General features: G+C 60.7%; 18 protein-coding genes. 13 read left to right on the plus strand and 5 right to left on the minus strand.

Features of this window, described 5'->3' with window-relative positions:
- Positions 1 to 6: 6 nt before the first annotated feature.
- The 4 genes from Q0478_RS13285 to Q0478_RS13300 all read left to right on the plus strand — a co-directional run bounded on the left by Q0478_RS13285 (position 7) and on the right by Q0478_RS13300 (position 6,266).
- Complete coding sequence (locus tag Q0478_RS13285) at positions 7 to 1,335, plus strand: amidase (RefSeq protein WP_298680056.1); 1,329 nt, start codon at positions 7 to 9, stop codon at positions 1,333 to 1,335.
- A 110-nt stretch (positions 1,336 to 1,445) separates the two neighbouring features.
- A complete protein-coding gene (locus tag Q0478_RS13290) occupies positions 1,446 to 2,624 on the plus strand; it encodes an aminotransferase class I/II-fold pyridoxal phosphate-dependent enzyme (RefSeq protein ID WP_298680058.1) in 1,179 nt (392 codons plus the stop codon).
- Between the two features lie 12 nt (positions 2,625 to 2,636).
- The gene (locus Q0478_RS13295) at positions 2,637 to 5,537 is read left to right on the plus strand and encodes a DNA translocase FtsK (RefSeq protein WP_298680060.1); all 2,901 of its coding nucleotides are present in this window, start codon (positions 2,637 to 2,639) and stop codon (positions 5,535 to 5,537) included.
- 117 nt (positions 5,538 to 5,654) lie between these two features.
- Positions 5,655 to 6,266 carry an outer membrane lipoprotein carrier protein LolA gene (locus Q0478_RS13300; RefSeq protein WP_298680062.1) on the plus strand — a complete coding sequence of 204 codons (612 nt, stop codon included), beginning with the start codon at positions 5,655 to 5,657 and terminating at the stop codon, positions 6,264 to 6,266.
- A 9-nt stretch (positions 6,267 to 6,275) separates the two neighbouring features.
- On the opposite strand, the gene Q0478_RS13305 is transcribed toward Q0478_RS13300, so the two are convergent.
- On the minus strand, positions 6,276 to 6,866 hold the full coding sequence (locus tag Q0478_RS13305) for a transglycosylase SLT domain-containing protein (protein WP_298680064.1): 591 nt from the start codon (positions 6,864 to 6,866) through the stop codon (positions 6,276 to 6,278).
- Positions 6,867 to 7,092: 226 nt separating this feature from the next.
- Between Q0478_RS13305 and hspQ the strand changes: the two genes are divergently transcribed.
- Entirely contained in the window at positions 7,093 to 7,419 is a 327-nt protein-coding gene (gene hspQ / locus Q0478_RS13310) for a heat shock protein HspQ (RefSeq protein WP_298680092.1), read from the plus strand.
- Between the two features lie 107 nt (positions 7,420 to 7,526).
- On the opposite strand, the gene Q0478_RS13315 is transcribed toward hspQ, so the two are convergent.
- From Q0478_RS13315 to Q0478_RS13330, 4 genes are all read right to left on the minus strand, one after another.
- Positions 7,527 to 7,907, minus strand: a complete 381-nt coding sequence (locus Q0478_RS13315; protein ID WP_298680066.1) for a rhodanese-like domain-containing protein — start codon at positions 7,905 to 7,907, stop codon at positions 7,527 to 7,529.
- A 2-nt stretch (positions 7,908 to 7,909) separates the two neighbouring features.
- Entirely contained in the window at positions 7,910 to 9,487 is a 1,578-nt protein-coding gene (locus Q0478_RS13320; RefSeq protein ID WP_298680068.1) for a gamma-glutamyltransferase family protein, read from the minus strand.
- A gap of 296 nt (positions 9,488 to 9,783) precedes the next feature.
- Positions 9,784 to 10,239 carry an ATP-binding protein gene (locus Q0478_RS13325; RefSeq protein WP_298680070.1) on the minus strand — a complete coding sequence of 152 codons (456 nt, stop codon included), beginning with the start codon at positions 10,237 to 10,239 and terminating at the stop codon, positions 9,784 to 9,786.
- 20 nt (positions 10,240 to 10,259) lie between these two features.
- Positions 10,260 to 10,604, minus strand: a complete 345-nt coding sequence (locus Q0478_RS13330) for an STAS domain-containing protein (RefSeq protein WP_298680072.1) — start codon at positions 10,602 to 10,604, stop codon at positions 10,260 to 10,262.
- Positions 10,605 to 10,702: 98 nt separating this feature from the next.
- On the opposite strand from Q0478_RS13330, the gene Q0478_RS13335 reads away from it, so the two are divergent.
- The 8 genes from Q0478_RS13335 to Q0478_RS13370 form a co-directional block, all read left to right on the plus strand.
- Positions 10,703 to 11,875 (plus strand): acetyl-CoA C-acyltransferase, encoded by a 1,173-nt coding sequence (locus tag Q0478_RS13335; RefSeq protein WP_298680074.1) that lies wholly within the window; start codon positions 10,703 to 10,705, stop codon positions 11,873 to 11,875.
- Between the two features lie 72 nt (positions 11,876 to 11,947).
- On the plus strand, positions 11,948 to 12,400 hold the full coding sequence (locus Q0478_RS13340) for a GAF domain-containing protein (protein ID WP_298680076.1): 453 nt from the start codon (positions 11,948 to 11,950) through the stop codon (positions 12,398 to 12,400).
- A 225-nt stretch (positions 12,401 to 12,625) separates the two neighbouring features.
- Positions 12,626 to 13,195, plus strand: coding sequence for a helix-turn-helix domain-containing protein (locus Q0478_RS13345; RefSeq protein WP_298680078.1), 570 nt, complete (start codon positions 12,626 to 12,628; stop codon positions 13,193 to 13,195).
- A 2-nt stretch (positions 13,196 to 13,197) separates the two neighbouring features.
- Positions 13,198 to 13,812 (plus strand): LysE family translocator, encoded by a 615-nt coding sequence (locus Q0478_RS13350; protein ID WP_298680080.1) that lies wholly within the window; start codon positions 13,198 to 13,200, stop codon positions 13,810 to 13,812.
- Between the two features lie 3 nt (positions 13,813 to 13,815).
- A complete protein-coding gene (locus Q0478_RS13355; protein WP_298680082.1) occupies positions 13,816 to 14,439 on the plus strand; it encodes a LysE family translocator in 624 nt (207 codons plus the stop codon).
- 5 nt (positions 14,440 to 14,444) lie between these two features.
- Positions 14,445 to 16,895, plus strand: a complete 2,451-nt coding sequence (locus Q0478_RS13360; protein ID WP_298680084.1) for an FAD-dependent oxidoreductase — start codon at positions 14,445 to 14,447, stop codon at positions 16,893 to 16,895.
- Positions 16,892 to 17,788, plus strand: coding sequence for a homocysteine S-methyltransferase family protein (locus Q0478_RS13365; RefSeq protein ID WP_298680086.1), 897 nt, complete (start codon positions 16,892 to 16,894; stop codon positions 17,786 to 17,788). Before Q0478_RS13360 ends, Q0478_RS13365 begins: the two co-directional genes overlap by 4 nt.
- A gap of 91 nt (positions 17,789 to 17,879) precedes the next feature.
- The coding region (locus Q0478_RS13370; protein WP_298680088.1) for an FAD-binding oxidoreductase at positions 17,880 to 18,625 on the plus strand (746 nt) is incomplete at its 3' end.

Consider the following 18,625-nt stretch of genomic DNA (forward strand, 5'->3'; position numbering starts at 1 on the left):
AGCGAAATGCAAAACTGGCTGGAAATGAGCATGGCGTCTCTTGGGCAAGGTATTGCCGCAGGTGAGATTGATCCTATTGATCTTGCAGAAGAATATCTGGCCGCAATCGAGTCACATCCGCTTGCGCCCCGGATTTATGCGCGCCTTACCAAAGAGCGCGCGCGCCAAGAGGCTCAGGCCGCTTCCGCACGCGCCAAAGCAGGGCTGCGCCGCAGCCCGCTTGACGGTGTTCCAATCAGTTGGAAAGATCTTTTTGACACGGCAGCTGTGGCCACAGAAGCCGGCTCTGCCCTGCTTGCGGGCCGTCGTCCGAAGGCCGATGCCTGGGCCCTCGCAAATGCCACTCAGGCGGGGCTTGTGTGCCTTGGCAAAACCCATATGAGCGAACTTGCCTTTTCGGGCCTTGGCCTCAACCCGATCACCGCCACCCCCCCCTGCGTGAACGATACCGCCGCCGTTGCGGGAGGCTCGTCTTCAGGGGCCGCAGCGTCTGTGGCATTCAACCTGGCCGCCTGCGGCATTGGCTCGGACACCGGCGGCTCTGTCCGCATTCCCGCCGCCTGGAACGACCTTGTGGGCTTGAAGACAACGGCAGGCCGCCTGCCGCTTGAAGGGGTTGTGCCGCTGTGCGAGAGCTTTGATACAATCGGCCCGCTTTGCCGCACCGTCGAAGATGCCGCGCTGATGCTTGCAGCGCTGGAGGGCGGCCAAGCCGCCGACCTCCGGAGCGCATCACTGGCGGGCACACGCCTCGCCGTCCTGGAAACGGTTGCCTTTGATGATCTGCGGGAAGAGCCCGGCCAAGCGTTTGAAAACGCACTTGAAAAACTTGCCCAGGCCGGAGCCGAAATCACGCATATCGCAGCGCCGGAAGTGTCCGAAATCATGCCCTTGTCTGCCATCCTCTTCACGTCAGAAGCCTACGGAACATGGCAAACCGAGATCGAAGCCGCCCCCGAGAAGATGTTTCCCGAAATTCTTGCGCGGTTCCGGTCGGGCAAAGACCATGGCGCTGCTGAGTATGTCGCCGCGTGGCGCGCCATGGCCCGTGCCCGCAAAACCTGGGCAGACCGCGTGGCCGGCTTTGATGCTGTGCTGTTGCCCAGTGCCCCGATCCTGCCGCCCGATGCCGCGCGCCTGCTGAGCGATAGCGACTATTACATCACTGAAAACCTGCTTTCCCTGCGCAATACGCGAATTGGGAATTTGCTGGGCCTCTGTGCCATAACCCTGCCCACGGCCACACCCAGCTGTGGAATTCTTCTGATGGGCAAGGCGTTTGGCGAGGAAAAGCTGCTCCGGGTTGCAGCGGCGGCCGAGGCGGCCATGTCTTAAATGCCACAAACTATCTGACTCTACACAGTTTTTCTGGACGAAACACCATTGCTTGAGTAATTTGATCTCAAACGGGGCGCCAATGACCCCGAAATTGAGGCAGTCTGAATATGTTTCCCGAGCGGTTTTCGAACCTTCCGGCCTATGCGTTCCCGCGCCTGCGGGCGCTGTTGGATCATCATCCAGCAGGCGGTGATACCGTGCATATGACCATTGGTGAGCCAAAGCACCCGTTTCCGGCTTGGGTCGGGGAGGAGCTGACGGCACATCTTGCGGGGTTTAACAAATATCCGCCCAATGATGGCAGCGAGCAGCTGCTGTCTGCCATTTCCGGCTGGCTCAAGCGCCGCTTCAACATCACCGTCGCCAGCGATACGCAGATCCTTGCGCTCAATGGCACTCGTGAAGGGCTCTACAACGCATGTATGGCGTTGGTGCCTGAAACAGTGTCCGGCGCGCGGCCCAATATCCTGATGCCCAATCCGTTTTATCAGGTCTATGCCGTGGCAGCGGCATCAGTTGGCGCGCGGTCCGTTTTTGCAAACGCCACCCGCGCCACCGGGTTCCTGCCCGATTTTGCCGGTTTGCCTACGGATATTCTCAAGAAAACAGCCGCGGCCTTTATTTGCTCGCCCTCCAATCCGCAGGGTGCTGTGGCCAGTCAGGCCTATTTGCGCGAGCTCATTGCACTGGCGGAAGAGTTTGATTTTCAAATTTTTTCTGATGAATGCTATTCCGAGATATACCGCAATGACCCACCTCCCAGTGCGCTTGCTGTGGCGGCGCAGATGGGGGCACATCCCGAGCGGGTGGTGATTTTCCACTCGCTGTCCAAGCGCTCCAATCTCCCAGGTTTGCGGTCAGGGTTTGTGGCTGGCGGGCCGGAGAGTATCCGCCGCCTGAAACAGCTGCGCAACTATGCCGGCGCGCCGCTTCCCACGCCGCTTCAGGCGGTGGCAGCCCGCGCCTGGAGCGATGAGGCGCATGTTGTGCAAAACCGGGCGCTCTATCAGGAAAAATACAAAATTGCCGATGACATCATGGCTGACTTTGAAGGCTACAAAGGCCCGGAAGGCGGCTTTTTTCTCTGGCTTCCGGTGGAAGACGGCGAGACGGCTGCGCTGCGGCTCTGGCGCGAAACAGGCGTGCGTGTCTTGCCCGGGGCTTACCTGAGCCGCGACACCGAAGGGCGCAACCCCGGAAAAACATACATCAGGGTCGCCATGGTGGCCCCAAAAGAAGAAATGCAGCAAGGGCTTATCCGCCTGAAAAGCTGCTTGCAAAGCTGAGGACGAGGCAAAATGGCATATCAGACACGCGGGCGCGACCCGCTCCTTGATAGCAACATGGCAGAGGCCATTGAGAAACGCGGCAAGGAGCTGCTCGGCATTGCGCTGGTTGTGGCGGCGCTTGCGGCGGCGGCCATGTTCCTCTCCTACAATCCGAATGATCCGTCCTGGCTCTCCGCCACCGATGCCCCTGTGCAAAACTGGATGGGGAGTATCGGGGCAGCCATAGCGGCCCCGCTCTTCATGATCGTGGGTTGGGGTGGTTTTGGCATTGCCGTGGCGCTCCTGGCCTGGGGTGCGCGTTTTGCGCTGCACTTCGGAGCAGATCGCGCCGTCAGCCGGCTTGTTTTCGCACCGATCTGGCTGGCCATCCTCTCAATCTACGCCTCCACGCTGGTGCCGGGCGAAAGCTGGACACATTCTTTCGGCCTTGGCGGCTTGTTTGGCGATACGGTTCTTGGCAGCCTCTTGGGGCTTTTGCCGGTGGGAGCAAGCTTTGGCCTCAAGCTCTTGTCGCTTGTGCTGGGCGCTGTTGTGGTCAGTGTCGGGCTGTTTGTATTGGGCTTCACGCGCCCCGAGCTGCGTTACATCGCCCGGTTTTTGCTGATTGGCACAATCATGACATATGCCACCGGGATGAAACTGCTTGGCAAGACAGCATCAGGCGCTGTCGCAGCCGCCCAGACCATGCAGGAACGCAACCGCCTACGCCGCGACCAGCGTGCGCTGGCTCGCGCCGAAGCAGCAGAGCTGGTGGCCATGGAAGATGCGCAAAGCCTTGAAGTAGAGGCCTACCCCCAGCCTTCATTTGCCCCCTACCAGACAGAGGCGGATCTTGTCTCGGCCAAGTCCGAGAAGACAGGGTTGCGTGCCTTGATGCCGAGTCTGATCCGGCGGGCTGAGGGGGTTCATGCCAGCCTGCCAGAGCCAGAGCTGGTCGAGTCTGAGCCGTGCTTCTCTTCAGAAGAGGCCGCACAGGCCCCCTCAGACGACCGCATCAAAGCCAAGATCGCAGATGTTATCAAATCCCGTGTGCGCCAGCGCCCTTCCGTGCAGGCTGCAACGGCCGCACCGCTGACAAAAGGGCGGGGGCATGGCCCCTTGCCTCTGGTGCTGGATGCGGCTCCCCAGCCCGGCCAGCGGGTCGAGCCGCCGCTGTCTGGCGCGAGCACTCAGGATCTGCCTGTGGAGCCGCCGCTCAGCGCAGCGCTTGACCGCGCGCAAGACGCGGTCCTGGAAGAGCCCCTGCCGCTTGAAGAAACACCAACGGCACAGGCTTTCAAAATTCCCTCAGCCGAGGCCAAGAAAGTGGTGCAGCATGTGCCCAAAAAGCCAGTGCAGCCCTCTGCGCGGGCAAAAGCCGAGGCCGAACCGGCATTTGCCTTTGACGACAGGCGGCCAGCCTATGAGCTGCCTCCGCTCTCGCTGTTGTCCGATCCGATTCACATCGAGCGGCACCACCTTTCGGATGAGGCTTTGGAAGAAAACGCACGGATGCTTGAATCGGTGTTGGATGATTACGGCGTAAAAGGCGAGATCGTTTCGGTGCGCCCCGGCCCGGTTGTGACAATGTATGAGCTGGAGCCGGCGCCTGGCCTCAAAGCGTCTCGTGTGATCGGCCTTGCCGATGATATTGCCCGCTCCATGGCGGCGCTCTCAGCGCGTGTTTCCACGGTTCCGGGCCGCTCGGTCATCGGCATTGAGCTGCCCAACGACAACCGCGAGATGGTCGGCTTCCGCGAGATCCTGTCCGGCCGCGAATATGGCGATGGCAACCACAAGCTGCCATTGGCGCTTGGCAAGGACATCGGCGGTGATCCCATTGTCGCCAACCTTGCCAAAATGCCCCACCTGCTTATTGCGGGCACAACGGGCTCGGGCAAATCTGTGGCCATCAACACCATGATCCTTTCGCTGCTTTACAAGCTCACGCCCGAAGAGTGCCGCATGATCATGATTGACCCGAAGATGCTCGAACTCTCCGTCTATGACGGTATCCCGCACCTGCTTTCCCCGGTTGTGACCGACCCGAAGAAGGCCGTCGTCGCCCTGAAATGGACAGTCGGGGAGATGGAAGAGCGCTATCGCAAGATGTCAAAAATGGGCGTGCGCAACATCGACGGCTACAACTCCCGCGTGGCCGATGCCTTGGCCAAAGGCGAGACCTTCTCGCGCACCGTCCAGACCGGCTTTGACGATGACACAGGCGAACCGGTGTTTGAAACCGAAGAGATCGTGCCCGAGAAAATGCCATATATCGTCGTCATCGTCGATGAGATGGCCGACCTGATGATGGTCGCGGGCAAAGAGATCGAAGCCTGCATCCAGCGCCTCGCCCAGATGGCGCGTGCCTCGGGCATTCACATCATCATGGCCACGCAGCGCCCCTCTGTTGATGTGATCACCGGCACAATCAAGGCCAACTTCCCCACCCGGATCAGTTTCCAGGTGACCTCCAAGATCGACAGCCGGACCATTCTGGGCGAAATGGGGGCCGAGCAGCTTCTGGGCATGGGCGACATGCTCTACATGGCGGGCGGCGCCAAGATCACCCGCTGCCATGGCCCCTTTGTGTCGGATGAGGAAGTCGAAGAAATCGTCAACCATCTCAAAGCCTACGGCCCGCCGGAATATGTGTCTGGTGTGGTGCAAGGCCCGCCGGATGACAATGCAGGCGATATCGACGCAGTGCTCGGCCTCGGCGGCAACACCGATGGCGAAGATGCGCTCTACGATCAGGCGGTTGCCATTGTGATCAAAGATCGCAAGTGCTCCACCTCCTACATCCAGCGCAAACTCTCTGTTGGTTACAACAAGGCCGCCAAGCTTGTTGAGCAGATGGAGGAAGAAGGGCTGATCTCGGGGGCCAACCACGTTGGCAAACGCGAGATCCTTGTGCCTGAGCAACATTGAGGCCATAGGCGGCTTTCTGCGGATCAGAAGAAACACCGGCCTGTTATCGCTTAACAGCCGGTGTTTTTCTATTCTGAACGTCTATATTGGCAAGAACGATACAGCTTGAGGCTCTTCATGATTTTACGGTTCACCCATTTACTGCTCGCGCCGGTTCTGGCGCTGGGTCTTCTGACAAGCCCCGCCATGGCGCAAAAGCTCTCGCTTGATAGCTTGTCGGCCTATTTCAACGGGTTGGTAACCGCCAAGAGCAGCTTCACGCAGGTCAATGATGATGGCACGCTGTCAACCGGCACGCTTTACATCAAGCGCCCGGGCAAGATTCGGTTTGAGTATAACCCCCCGGAAGAAACACTGGTTCTGGCCAGCGCCAATACGGTTGCGATTTTTGATCCGAAGACAAATCAGGGGCCGCAGAGTTATCCGCTCAACAAAACACCGCTCTCGCTGATTTTGGCGCGCAAGGTTGATCTGGGCCGCGCCAGGATGGTGACAGACCACAGCTATGATGGAACGGCCACGCTGCTCACGGCGCAGGACCCCAAGCACCCGGAATATGGCAGCATCCAGCTCAAATTCACAAGCAACCCCGTGGAGCTGCGCCAATGGGTGATCCGCAATGAAAGCGGCAGCAGCACCACCGTTGTGCTTGGCCCGCTGACAAAGGGCGAGGCCATGCCCAACACACTGTTTGACATTGGCCTCAACACCGATCAGCGCGACAGATAGCGCCGCGCCTCAGCGGAGCCGCCGGCAGCTCGCAAGCTGGGCTTTATACATATCTGCGCGCTGTCCAACCTCCCGGGAAACACGCATCAACCACGCTTTGTTGCGGTAAGTGCCGCGGGCAAACCCGCTGTGGCCCTCATGGTAAGCAAGATACTGGTTGCGCGCATCATGCAGCGAGATCCCGTTCCGTTCGCGGCTGATGTTCATATAATAGCCCATGAAATCGCTCGCATCGCGGATATTGTTGCGCCGCGCCATGCGCTTGCCTTCCTTGCGCTGATACTCTTTCCAGGTGCCGTCCAGTGCTTGCGCATAACCGTAGGCGCTGGATTGTCGTCCGCGCGGAATCACACCCAAACTATAGCGAAACGGCGTGCGCGCATCGGATTTGAACTTACTTTCCTGATAAATGACGGCCATCTGCACATGAACAGGCACGCCGCGCCTGCGTTCGGTGGCTTTGAAAGCGCGGTAATATGTCGGGCGCTCTTTCAAAAGGGCACAGGCGTTGTCAAGGCTGCGCGGCGCGCTCGTCCCTCTCCCGTTGCCACAGGCTGCCAGAGTTGCCACAATCATAAAAGCGCAAAGGATTCTGCTCATTTGACCCTCGCTATTTGTTTCGGCCAACCTATCTCATCGCGGCCAAAACCCAAACAGAAAACAACCCTGCAAGCGCTTTTCTGCCCGTTCTATGGCGTGGTTTGTGGCGTGGCTGCGCCAAACTGTTGGTCAGCGCCTCACAGAGTGTTTCCTGTGCGGGCCCTCGCAAAAATGGACAATACCCCATTGAAAGCGTTAAGCTGCTCGGGTAGGGGCTGAAGACATGATGATACGCAAACGTGCCAAATACCACCTCGGGCAAGTTGTCCGTCACAAGAAACACCCCTTTCGCGGGGTGGTCTTTGATGTTGATCCAGAGTTTTCCAATACAGAGGAATGGTATGAGGCCATCCCGGAAGACAGCCGCCCCCAAAAGGAGCAGCCCTTCTATCATCTTCTGGCCGAGAATGATCAGAGCTACTATGTCGCCTATGTCTCCGAGCAAAACCTTGTCGCCGACTACTCGGGCGAACCTGTCGATCACCCCGACATCCCCGATCTCTTCGGCCCCTTCCAGGACGGCCAATATCCGCTCCAGTTCCAGATGAACTAGAACAGTAGGTTAGCGCCCGCCTGTCTTTTTCTTTCCCTAAATATCCTGGGGGCGCGGGGGCTAGCCCCCGCATTGGTCGGATTGCACGCAGTGCAATTCGAAACAGGCTAGGCCAGAGGTCGCCCCTCTTCCTTCCAGAGCTTGAAGCCGCCGTCCATCTCGGCCACGTTTGTGGCGCCCATGTCCTGAAGCGTCTTCGTGGCCAAAGCCGAGCGCCACGCCCCGGCGCAAAACAGGATGATCTTCTTCTCCGTCGCAAAGGTCTCTTTGTGGTAGGGGCTGGCAGGGTCAAACCAGAATTCCAGCATCCCTCTGGGCGCATGAAGCGCTCCGGGAAAGCACCCCTCACGCTCCAGCTCGCGTGGATCGCGGATATCCACAACCAGGGCCTCGCCTGCCTCTGCCAGCCGCCAGACCTCGTCACGGCTCAGTGTTTCGATCTCGTCCTTGGCCCGCTGCACGAGCTCTTTCACAGGTGTTATCGTCATGCTTAATACCCTAGTGCTGCGCCATCTTTGCGCGGATCAGATGCGCCCTCAAGCACACCATCGTCTCTGATTCGAATGGCTTGCGCGCCGCCCAAAGGCCCCTCGGGCACAACAACCTTATGGCCCATATCGGCCAGCTCTGCGCGCACGGCCTCGCTGTAGGATTTCTCGACTTTCAAAATATCACCGTCGGCAAAGCAACGTGGCGCATCAATTGCGCTCTGCGCATCCATGCCAAAATCCTGCATATTGGTCACAAACCGAGCATGTCCACAGGGTTGATACGCCCCACCCATCACCCCGAAAGGCATGATCGCCCGATCCTTTTGGGCCAGCATCCCGGGAATGATTGTGTGCATGGGCCGCTTGCCTGCGCCATATGCGTTGGGATGATCTGGCGCGAGCGTAAAGCCTGCGCCACGGTTTTGTAGCAAAATGCCGAATTTTTCGCTGGCAATACCCGAGCCGAACCCATGGAAAATCGAATAGATGAAGCTCACGGCCATGCGGTCTTTGTCCACCACCGTGATATAAACCGTGTCCTTGTGAACCGCCTCGCTCACAGGCGCAGCAGCGGCCATGGCACGTTTGGGATCAATCAAGGCAGCCAGTTTGCGGGCGGTTTCCATGCTCAGCATGTGCTCCAGCCGGGTGGTGCTGTCCGGGTCGGCAATAAAGCGGTTGCGCGCATCATATGCGAGCTTGGTGGCCTCTGCCTCAATATGGGCGCGTTGTGCCCCGAAAGGCTCCATGGCGGCCAGATCAAACTGGCTCAGGATATTGAGCATCAGGTTCGCGGTGGCCCCTTGCCCGTTCGGCGGATGTTCCAACAAATCAACGCCCTTGTAATGGCTGCCGACAGGATCTGTGTAAAAGCTCTTGGCTTGCGCAAAATCGCTCATCTCGTGAACACCACCCTGCTCTTGCAGGGCGGCCACCATATCTTCGGCCACCTCACCTTCGTAAAAGCCTTTGCGTCCGTCTTTGGCGACGCGCCGCAAAGCGTCTGCCTGGGCGGGCGAGCGGAAAATCTGCCCAACGGTGCCGGGTTTTCCATCAATCAGGTAGTGGGTTTTTCCATGGCCACGCAGGGCTTTCGCGGCTTCGGGCCAATCAAAGGCAACGCGGGGCGCCACCGGAACCCCTTCCTCGGCATATCGGATCGCTGGCGCGAGCAAGACATCCAGCCCGAGCTTGCCGTAGTCGTCCGAGAGGCGGCAAAAACCGTCCATCGCAGTTGGAATGGTAACCGCCTCCGGGCCGTTGAGTGGAACTTCGGTCGCGCCCTGCGCCCGTAAGGCTTCAAGGTCTGCTGCCGCTGGGGCTGTGCCCGAGCCGTTCAGCGCCCGGATCATGCCGCCTTCGCGGTCTTGAAACAGCACAAAGCAGTCGCCTCCGATTCCGGTCATTTGTGGCTCGCAAATCCCGAGCAAAACCGCGCCGGCAATCGCGGCGTCCATGGCGTTTCCGCCACGCTCCATGATGTCGACGGCCACTTTTGCCGCCAAAGGGTGCGACGTGGCACAGACGCCATTGCTGGCCAGAACGGGCGAACGCCCTGGGAAATGAAAATCGCGCATAATTGCTCCACCCTGTTTTCGCGTTTCAAAAACACTATGCCCCGCGAGAGCAGTTGCCAATGCGGTTTTCACGGTGTCTCTGATCAAGGGGGGGGGAAGTGCCTCGACGCCGCGCACTGGGTGGGGGCTGTTAACACGCGACGCCGAGGGAAGCTATATGCAGCTACAAGACCTCTATGCCCCCAAATTCGGGCGAATCTTCGGGCCGAATAAGGCATTTTCAAGAAGGCAGCAGATTTTAGCTATTTCGCCCACCCAGGGGCAGGGATGGGCTGGGTGCCGGGCCTGCCCACAGGTCAGGCCTGCCCTTCACAACAGATCGAAAACGCCAGTTCGTTGCGCCCGTCAGCGCGGCGGTAATCAAGGTCACAGGCCAGATTGCGCACCAGATACCAGCCAAAACCGCCCTCTGGCATGGCCTCCAACGGCCCGTCCATAGCGGGCAAACGGCCCTCTGGCAAAGCGCTGTTGGGCAGGGCGCCTCCCTCGTCAATCACCCGGAAGCGCAGCACATGAGCGGCCCGCTTCACAAGAATTTCAATCTCCCCCTGGCCGCCAGCGCCGTAAGCATGTTCCACGATGTTGTTCAAAACTTCCCCGAGCACAAGCTCGACAGAGCCGACATCATCCGCACTCAGCGCCATTTCGCGCAGCCGGGTTGTCAGTGCACAAAGGGCATTGCGCACTTCAAGCTCGCCACTGGGAAACTTGAGGCACAAATCGGCTTGCCTTTGTAATGCATGGGGCTTCATCTGCCCGCTCCTCACCGCACTCAGCCCGCTTTGTAAAGCTTGGTCACATCATCCACGGTGTCGTGTATCGTAAATATGGAGTCCATGCGCGTGAGCCGAAACACCTTTGCGACGGTCGGTGTCAGTCCGGCCAGGTCAAGCCGCTTGGTGTTGCCCATCAGTTTCATCACCGCCACCACAGCGCCAAGCCCGCTTGAATCGATAAAGCCAACTTCGCTCAGATCAAGGATCACATGATTGGCACCGGCCTTCCCCGTGATCTCTCGAAGAGAATCCTTAAATTCCAGCGCGGCCACCGCGTCAATCCGTTCCGCCAGAACCTTCACAAAAAGAAGGTCGCTTGTCTTTGAACAGCTAAATTCCATCACAGTCTCCGCTACCGTAGAAATACGTCTCTGAAGACCAGCACTAGACGCCAAACCTTTCTATTCGGTATTCAAAGCCAAATTCAGGAGGTATCCACATGAAAAAAGTCGTGATCTCAGGTGCCGCGCGCACGCCCATGGGCGGTTTCCAAGGCGTGTTCAACGGCGTGCCAGCCGCCACGCTTGGCGGGGCTGCCATTCGTGCCGCGCTTGAAAATGCCGGTACAGGCACGGTCGATGAGCTGCTCATGGGCTGCGTTCTGCCCGCAGGCCAGGGCCAGGCCCCGGCGCGCCAGGCCGGATTTGCGGCTGGCCTTGGAGAGGATGTTCCCGCAACGACGGTCAACAAAATGTGCGGCTCCGGTATGAAAACCACGATGATGGGCTATGACCAAATCGCTCTGGGCCACACCGGCAAGATGATCACCGGCGGCATGGAATCCATGTCAAATGCGCCCTACCTGCTGGAAAAAATGCGCGGCGGCGCGCGCATCGGCCACCAGAAGGTGCTCGATCACATGTTCCTCGATGGCCTGGAAGACGCCTACGACAAAGGCCGCCTCATGGGCACATTCGCCGAAGATTGCGCCGAGAAATACCAGTTCACCCGCGAAGCGCAGGATGACTACGCCATCGGCTCGCTCAACGGCGCCCTTGAGGCGATCCGCTCAGGCGCATTTGATGGCGAGGTCGCCCCCGTCACGCTCACAAGCCGCAAAGGCGAGGTGGTCGTCTCCGAAGACGAACAGCCCGCCAAAGCGCGCCCGGAAAAAATTCCGACCCTCAAACCCGCCTTCCGCGAGGGCGGCACCGTCACCGCCGCCAATGCCTCGTCTATTTCCGATGGTGCCGCCGCGCTCGTGCTTGCCTCTGAGGAGGTTGCAAAGGCGGAGGGGCTCACAGTGCGCGCCGAAATCCGCGGCCACGCAAGCCATGCCCAGGCCCCCGGCTGGTTTTCCACAGCCCCGATCCCGGCGGCCCGAAAGCTGCTCGCAAACATCGGTTGGAGCATAGACGATGTGGACCTCTGGGAAGTCAACGAGGCCTTCGCGGTTGTCCCCATGGCCTTCATGCACGAATTGGGAATTGCCCGTGACAAGATCAACGTCAACGGCGGCGCCTGCGCCCTCGGCCACCCGATCGGCGCCTCCGGCACACGCATCATCGTGACCCTTCTCAACGCCTTGGAAAAGCGCGGCCTCAAGCGCGGCATCGCCGCCATCTGCATCGGTGGCGGCGAAGGCACCGCCATCGCAATCGAACGCGTCTGATCTTCTTCTGGTCACAAATACCTCGGGGTCTGGGGCATCGCCCCAGTCCTGCCCCCTCACGAAGGCACAGCCATGCGCGTTGACTACACCACACTCGCCAAGACCATCCGCAGCCTCACCGAGGGCGAAACCGACGAGATCGCGCTCATGGCCACACTCGCCTGCGAAATCCACCATTCAGACGAGCGCTTTGACTGGACAGGCTTTTACCGCGTGACAGAGCCGGAGCTGCTCAAGATCGGCCCCTACCAAGGCGGCCACGGCTGTCTGACAATTCCGTTCTCCCGCGGCGTCTGCGGCGCGGCGGCACGCACCCGCGCGGTGCAGCTGGTGGCGGATGTCGACAGCTTCCCCGGCCATATCGCCTGTGCTTCCAGCACCCGCTCCGAGCTTGTCCTGCCGGTGTTCAACGCCGCCGGTGAAGTGATCGCCGTGCTGGATATCGACAGTGACCAGCCTGCGGCCTTTACTCAGGCAGATGCGGATGCGCTAGAGAGCATCCTTGCCGAGGTCTTTGCGCGCTGAGAGGGTTTCGAATTGCACTTCGTGCAATCCGATCCGTTGAGGGGGCCAGCCCCCTCAAACTCCCCCGAGCAGGTTGCGAAGTAAACGCGATGACCGATAGAGCGCACTTGCTGCGCGGAATCAGTGGGATATTTGGAGCAATAAGAAAGAGCGTGAAAAAACGCTTTGAAATTTCATGCACCTGAGGCATCGTGAAAAAAGAACGTCAGTTTTCACGAGATTCGGATGAACCAGACAGCCCATGCCGCACAAACGCTCGGAGCCGATTTGCGCGCGCTGCGAAAGGCGCGCGGGCTGACATTGAGCGACCTGGCCGAGACGCTTGGCCGCTCGGTGGGCTGGCTCAGTCAGGTCGAGCGTGATCTTTCCGAACCCTCCATCAGCGATCTGCGGCATATGGCCAAGGTGCTTGGTGTTTCTGTCTCCATGCTGTTCAGCCACGCACCCGCGCTTGCAAGCGAGGCCGGATATGTCGTGCGCAAGGGCGCGCGCCGGCCTATTGGCTCAGGTGAGGCGGGGCTTGTCGAAGAGCTGCTCTCTCCCGATCTGACCGATGATTTCGAGATGGTGCACTCTACCTTTGCGCCCCGTTCGCGCATCGGCGAGCCTGTAACGCGCCCCACACAGGAAGTCGGCTATCTGATCTCTGGCAAGCTTGACCTCGTCATCAGCGGCGCGCGCTTCACCATCCATCCGGGGGACAGCTTTCGCATCCGCGGCGAGCCCTTTGAATGGATCAATCCCTATGATGTCCCTGCAATCGTGATCTGGGTCATCGCCCCACCGGTGTATTGACCATGAGTTTCGAGGCCTGGACCATCTTCGCACTCTTCTGGCTGGTGTTTGTCACCACTCCGGGGCCGAATGCGGTCAACTGCATCCAGTCTGGCATGGCGCTTGGCTTTCTGCGCGCCCTGCCCGCCGTCGCAGCGATCCTCTGTCAGGCCTCGCTCTTTCTCACGCTCTCGGCCTTCGGCATCACAGCCCTGCTCGCCGCCTCGCCTGCGACCTTTCTGGTGCTCAAATATGCTGGCGCGGGTTTTCTTGTCTATCTCGGCCTACGGGCCGTTCTCTTTGCGCGGCGGCCCATCAGGGCCGACAAGCACCGGGGGCACGCGCTCTTTCTGCGCGCTTTTCTCATTGCCACGATCAACCCCAAGTCCGTGGCGGGCTACTTTGCTGCCTTCAGCCAGTTTGTTGATCTATCCACACCCATCGCCACGCAAATGTGGGTCATTGTCCCCACAGCCCTCACCCTCACAACGCTCAGCTATTGCACCTACACCGCCCTTGGGGCCGGGCTTGGCAAACTCGCGCTTGGCGTGGTCTTCAACGCATGGTTCCGCCGCTTCATGGGCCTCTGCTTCATAGCCTACGGCCTCGCGCTGGGCGCGACATCAGGGAGGGCTTGAGCCATGTTAGAGACACTTCTCTCCATGGACATCGCCCTGATCCTTGCCTTCACGAGCGCGGGCATCCTGCTCAACATCACCCCCGGTACCGATGTGGCCTTCTCCATGGCCTCAGGCATCTCCGGCGGCCCTCGCGCGGGCGTGGCGGCGGCGCTTGGTATCACCCTCGGGGGCCTCACCCACATGATGCTGGCCGTCCTCGGCATTTCGGCCGCACTCTTGGCCATTCCCCATGCCTATGATGCCATCCGCTATATCGGCGCAGCCTATCTCTTCTGGCTCGCCGTCAAAACATGGCGCGCGCCACCCGAGCTTGCCAAAGCGCGCGGCGCAACCCGGATCTTCTCCGCCCTCAAACGGGGCTACCTGACAAACCTGCTCAACCCCAAGGTGGCGCTTTTCGTGATTGCCTTCCTGCCCCAGTTCACCCGCCCCGAAGCAGGGCCGATCTGGCAGCAAATCCTTTTCCTCGGCCTCATCTTCAACGCCACTGGCATGATCATCAACAGCACCTACGGCATCGCCGCAGGCTATGCCGGCCACCGCATCATCCGCATGGGCGGCACGCTCAACAAAATCACATCCATCGTCTTCGGCGGCCTCGCGGCCCGCCTCATCTGGGAGTAAACACCATGTCCGATATTCCAAAGAAAGCCCGTGTGGTCATCATCGGCGGCGGCGTCGTCGGTGCCTCTGTGCTCTATCACCTCGGCCTCAAAGGCTGGACAGACTGCGTGCTGCTCGAAAAGAACGAGCTCACCGCCGGCAGCACATGGCATGCGGCAGGCAATGTGCCCACCTTCAGCACCTCTTGGTCGATCATGAACATGCAGCGCTACTCCACAGAGCTCTATGCCCGCCTTGGCGCCGAGGTGGACTACCCGATGAACTATCACCAGTCAGGCTCCATCCGCCTCGCCCATACCAAAGAGCGGATGCAGGAATTTGCCCGCGCCGCCTCCATGGGCCGCTATCAGGGAATCAAGATGGAAATCTGGACCCCCGAGCAAGCCAAAGAGCGCTACCCCTTTCTTGAAACCCACGATCTCGCCGGCGTGCTCTATGACCCGACAGACGGTGATATCGACCCCGCCCAGCTCACACAGGCGCTGGCCAAAGGCGCGCGCGACATGGGCCAGAAGATCCTCCGCTTCACCCCTGCCACGGGCGTCACCCAACAGGCTGACAAAAGCTGGATCGTGCACACCGAGAAAGGCGATATCGCAGCCGACTATGTGGTCAACGCCGCAGGCTACTACGCCCAGCGCGTCGGCGAGTGGTTCAAGCCCTACGGCGGGCGCACCGTGCCGATGATGGTGATGGAGCACCAATATCTGCTCACCGAGCAGATCCCTGAGATCGAGGCTTGGTCAAAGGAACACGGCGGCAAGCTGCCGCTCATCCGCGATGTCGATGTCTCCTATTACCTGCGTCAGGAAAAAGGCGGCTACAACCTTGGCCCCTACGAGCCCAATTGCAAGGCGCATTGGGTAGACCCGAGCGACCCGATGCCCGAGGATTTCTCCTTCCAGCTCTGGCAGGAAGACATCGACCGCATCGAAGACATCGTCACAGACGCTATGGAGCGCGTCCCGCTCATGGCCACCTCGGGCATCTCCAGTGTCATCAACGGCCCCATCCCCTACGCCCCCGATGGCCTGCCGCTCATCGGCCCCATGCCGGGCGTGGAAAACGCCTTCGAGGCCTGCGTCTTTACCTTCGGCATCGCCCAGGGCGGCGGCGCTGGCAAGGTCATGGCCGAATGGATCGTCGATGGCGCAACCGAATGGGATATGTGGGCCGTCGATCCGCGCCGCTACACCGACTACACCGATCAGGAGTATTGCAACCTCAAAGGCATGGAAGTCTACGGCAACGAATACGCCATGCACTTCCCGTGGCATCGCTGGCCCGCCGCCCCCGACCGCAAGCTTTCCCCCGTGCATGACCGCGTCAAGGCGCTGGGCGGCCAGATGGGCGATTACAACGGCTGGGAGCGCGCCAACTGGTTCGCACAGGAGGGCGACGACACCTCCGAAGAAGCCACCCACACATGGAACCGCTCCGGCCCGTGGGAGCAGCGCATCCGCGAAGAATGCGAGGCCGTGCGCGACGCGGTGGGCGTGCTCGACCTTCCCGGTTTCTCGCGGTTCAACCTCTCGGGCGCGGGCGCGGCCGAATACCTGCGCGGCCAGGTGACAGGCGCACTCCCCAAGATCGGCCGCATGAACCTTGTCTATTTCGCCGACAATCGGGGGCGCATTCTCACCGAGATGTCCTGCATCCGCCATGAGGAAGACAGCTTCACCCTGATCACAGCCGCAACAGCACAGTGGCATGACTTCGAGCTTCTCAAGCGCCGCCTCCCCGAGGGCCTCAGCCTGACGGATCACAGCAAGGACTACGACACGCTCATCGTCACAGGCCCCAAGGCGCGCACGCTCTTTGAAGCAGTCGGCACAGAGGCCGATCTCTCCCTGCCATGGCTCAGCCACCAACCCGCCACTGTCGCTGGCCAGCCCTGCGCATTGGCGCGGGTGTCCTTCGCGGGCGAGCTGGGCTGGGAGGTCCACGCCGCCAATGCGCAGATGCCCGCAATCTTTGATGCCATCCTCGCCGCTGGGGCCAAACCCTTCGGCATGTGGGCGCTCAACTCCCTGCGCCTCGAAAAAGGCTACCGCGCGTGGAAGGGCGATCTTTCGACAGATTACTCCCTCTTCGAGGGCGGCCTTGAGCGCTTCGTAAAGCTCGACAAGCCGCAGGACTTCCCCGGCAAAGCCGCGCTCATGGCCGAAAAGCAGCAAGGCAGCCAAAAGCGCTTTGTCACCCTCACGGTTGAGGCCGGCGAGGCCGATGCGCCCTATATGTCCTGCCTCTATTCGGGCGGCGAAATTGTGGGGGAAACCACCTCCGGTGGCTGGGGCTACCGCATCGGCAAATCTATCGCCTTGGGCATGATCAGAGCCGATCTGGCCGTGCCGGGCACAGAGCTTGAGGTTGAAATCTACGGCGCGCGCGTCAAGGCTGTGGTGCAAGAAAACGCTCCCCTTTGGGACGCCAGCAACGAAAGACTGCGCGCATGAGTGAAATCACCCTCCTCGACGGCTCCATAGGCCAAGAGATCGTCAAGCGCTCCGGCAGCCGCGCCACCCCGCTCTGGTCCACTGCCGTGATGATGGAGCAGCCCGAAGTCGTGCGCGCCGTGCATCTGGAGTATTTCAATGCAGGCGCAACCATCGCCACGGCAAACACCTACGCCGTGCATGTGGACCGCCTCGCGCGCGTCGGTCTTGAAGAGCAGCACAAAACCTTGCTCGACACGGCCATGGCCGAAGCCCTCGCCGCCCGTGCCGCACATGGTTCTGGCCGTATCGCCGTGGCCCTCGGCCCCCTCGGCGCAAGCTACCGGCCCGATCTCGCTCCGCCTCTGGAAGAGGCCCGCGCCGCCTTCGCCACAATCGTTGCGGCCTTATCTCCCCTCGCCGATCTCTTCATCATCGAGACGGTCTCTTCGCTCCACGACGCCCGCGGTGCGCTCATGGGCTGCGCCGAAACAGACAAGCCTGTCTGGCTCTCGGTCACCGTCGATGATGACGACGGAACGAAGCTCCGCTCCGGAGAATCTGTCTCTGATCTTGCCCAAATCCTGCAAGAGTTTGCCCCCGCCGCCCTCCTCGTCAATTGCTCCCGCCCCGAAGCCATCTCTGCCGCGCTTGATCTCATCGCGCCCCTCGGCCTGCCCTTCGGCGCCTACGCCAACGGCTTCACCCGCATCTCCGAGGGCTTCCTCAAAGACGCCCCCACGGTCGACGCACTGGAGCAACGCCAGGATCTCGGCCCCGAGGCCTACGCAAAATTCGCCCTGCACTGGGTCGCCCAAGGCGCAACCATCGTGGGGGGCTGCTGCGAGGTCGGCCCCGGCCACATCAAGGAACTCGCCACCCAACTCAAAGCCGCAGGTCACACAATCGTCTAACCCTTCTTCTGGTCAAAAATACCTCGGGGGTGCGGGGGCTGGCCCCCGCCCGTCCGCCAAAAAGCGCCCAGCCATCCATGGAGTCACTTACATGCCCACTCTCCCCGCCAAAGCCCGCGTCGTCATCATAGGGGGCGGCATCGTCGGCTGCTCCGTTGCCTATCATCTCGCCAAACTCGGCTGGAAAGACGTGGTGCTGCTCGAGCGCAAGCAGCTCACCTCCGGCACAACATGGCACGCCGCCGGCCTCATCGCCCAGCTCCGCGCCACCGCCAATATGACCAAACTGGCGAAATACTCCCAAGAGCTCTACGGCAACCTCGAGGCCGAAACAGGCGTCGCCACAGGCTTCAAACGTGTGGGGTCCATCACTGCCGCGCTCACCTCCGAGCGCCTCGAAGAGCTGCACCGCTCCGCCGCCATGGCCCGCGCCTTCGGTGTGGAGGTCGAAGAGATCAGCCCCAGCGAGATCAAGCGGCGCTACGAACACCTCAACATCGACGGCGTCACAGGCGGCGTCTACCTCCCGCTGGATGGTCAGGGCGATCCGGCCAACATCGCACTGGCGCTGGCCAAAGGCGCGCGCCAGAACGGCGCGCTCATTCAAGAGCGCGTGAAAGTCACGAATATTGCCAAACAAGGCCGCCGCGTCACCTCCGTGAGCTGGCAGGGCGAAGACGGCACTTCAGGTGAAATAGAGACTGATTTGATCGTCAACTGCGCCGGCATGTGGGGCCATGAGGTCGGCCGCATGGCGGGCGTCAACGTGCCGCTGCACGCCTGCGAGCACTTCTACATCGTCTCCGAGCCCATCGCTGGCCTCACCCAGCTCCCCGT

It is taken from the genome of uncultured Lentibacter sp., from assembly GCF_937123735.1.
GTDB lineage: Bacteria > Pseudomonadota > Alphaproteobacteria > Rhodobacterales > Rhodobacteraceae > Lentibacter.

Bases quoted from the DNA above. Each gene is read 5' to 3' on its own strand.
- hspQ (WP_298680092.1), top strand. From the start codon at position 7,093: ATGATACGCAAACGTGCCAAATACCACCTCGGGCAAGTTGTCCGTCAC.
- Q0478_RS13340 (WP_298680076.1), top strand. From the start codon at position 11,948: ATGCGCGTTGACTACACCACACTCGCCAAGACCATCCGCAGCCTCACC.
- Q0478_RS13345 (WP_298680078.1), top strand. From the start codon at position 12,626: ATGAACCAGACAGCCCATGCCGCACAAACGCTCGGAGCCGATTTGCGC.
- Q0478_RS13300 (WP_298680062.1), top strand. From the start codon at position 5,655: ATGATTTTACGGTTCACCCATTTACTGCTCGCGCCGGTTCTGGCGCTG.
- Q0478_RS13290 (WP_298680058.1), top strand. From the start codon at position 1,446: ATGTTTCCCGAGCGGTTTTCGAACCTTCCGGCCTATGCGTTCCCGCGC.
- Q0478_RS13285 (WP_298680056.1), top strand. From the start codon at position 7: ATGCAAAACTGGCTGGAAATGAGCATGGCGTCTCTTGGGCAAGGTATT.
- Q0478_RS13350 (WP_298680080.1), top strand. From the start codon at position 13,198: ATGAGTTTCGAGGCCTGGACCATCTTCGCACTCTTCTGGCTGGTGTTT.
- Q0478_RS13330 (WP_298680072.1), bottom strand. From the start codon at position 10,604: ATGGAATTTAGCTGTTCAAAGACAAGCGACCTTCTTTTTGTGAAGGTT.
- Q0478_RS13360 (WP_298680084.1), top strand. From the start codon at position 14,445: ATGTCCGATATTCCAAAGAAAGCCCGTGTGGTCATCATCGGCGGCGGC.
- Q0478_RS13325 (WP_298680070.1), bottom strand. From the start codon at position 10,239: ATGAAGCCCCATGCATTACAAAGGCAAGCCGATTTGTGCCTCAAGTTT.
- Q0478_RS13335 (WP_298680074.1), top strand. From the start codon at position 10,703: ATGAAAAAAGTCGTGATCTCAGGTGCCGCGCGCACGCCCATGGGCGGT.
- Q0478_RS13305 (WP_298680064.1), bottom strand. From the start codon at position 6,866: ATGAGCAGAATCCTTTGCGCTTTTATGATTGTGGCAACTCTGGCAGCC.
- Q0478_RS13320 (WP_298680068.1), bottom strand. From the start codon at position 9,487: ATGCGCGATTTTCATTTCCCAGGGCGTTCGCCCGTTCTGGCCAGCAAT.
- Q0478_RS13295 (WP_298680060.1), top strand. From the start codon at position 2,637: ATGGCATATCAGACACGCGGGCGCGACCCGCTCCTTGATAGCAACATG.
- Q0478_RS13365 (WP_298680086.1), top strand. From the start codon at position 16,892: ATGAGTGAAATCACCCTCCTCGACGGCTCCATAGGCCAAGAGATCGTC.
- Q0478_RS13315 (WP_298680066.1), bottom strand. From the start codon at position 7,907: ATGACGATAACACCTGTGAAAGAGCTCGTGCAGCGGGCCAAGGACGAG.
- Q0478_RS13355 (WP_298680082.1), top strand. From the start codon at position 13,816: ATGTTAGAGACACTTCTCTCCATGGACATCGCCCTGATCCTTGCCTTC.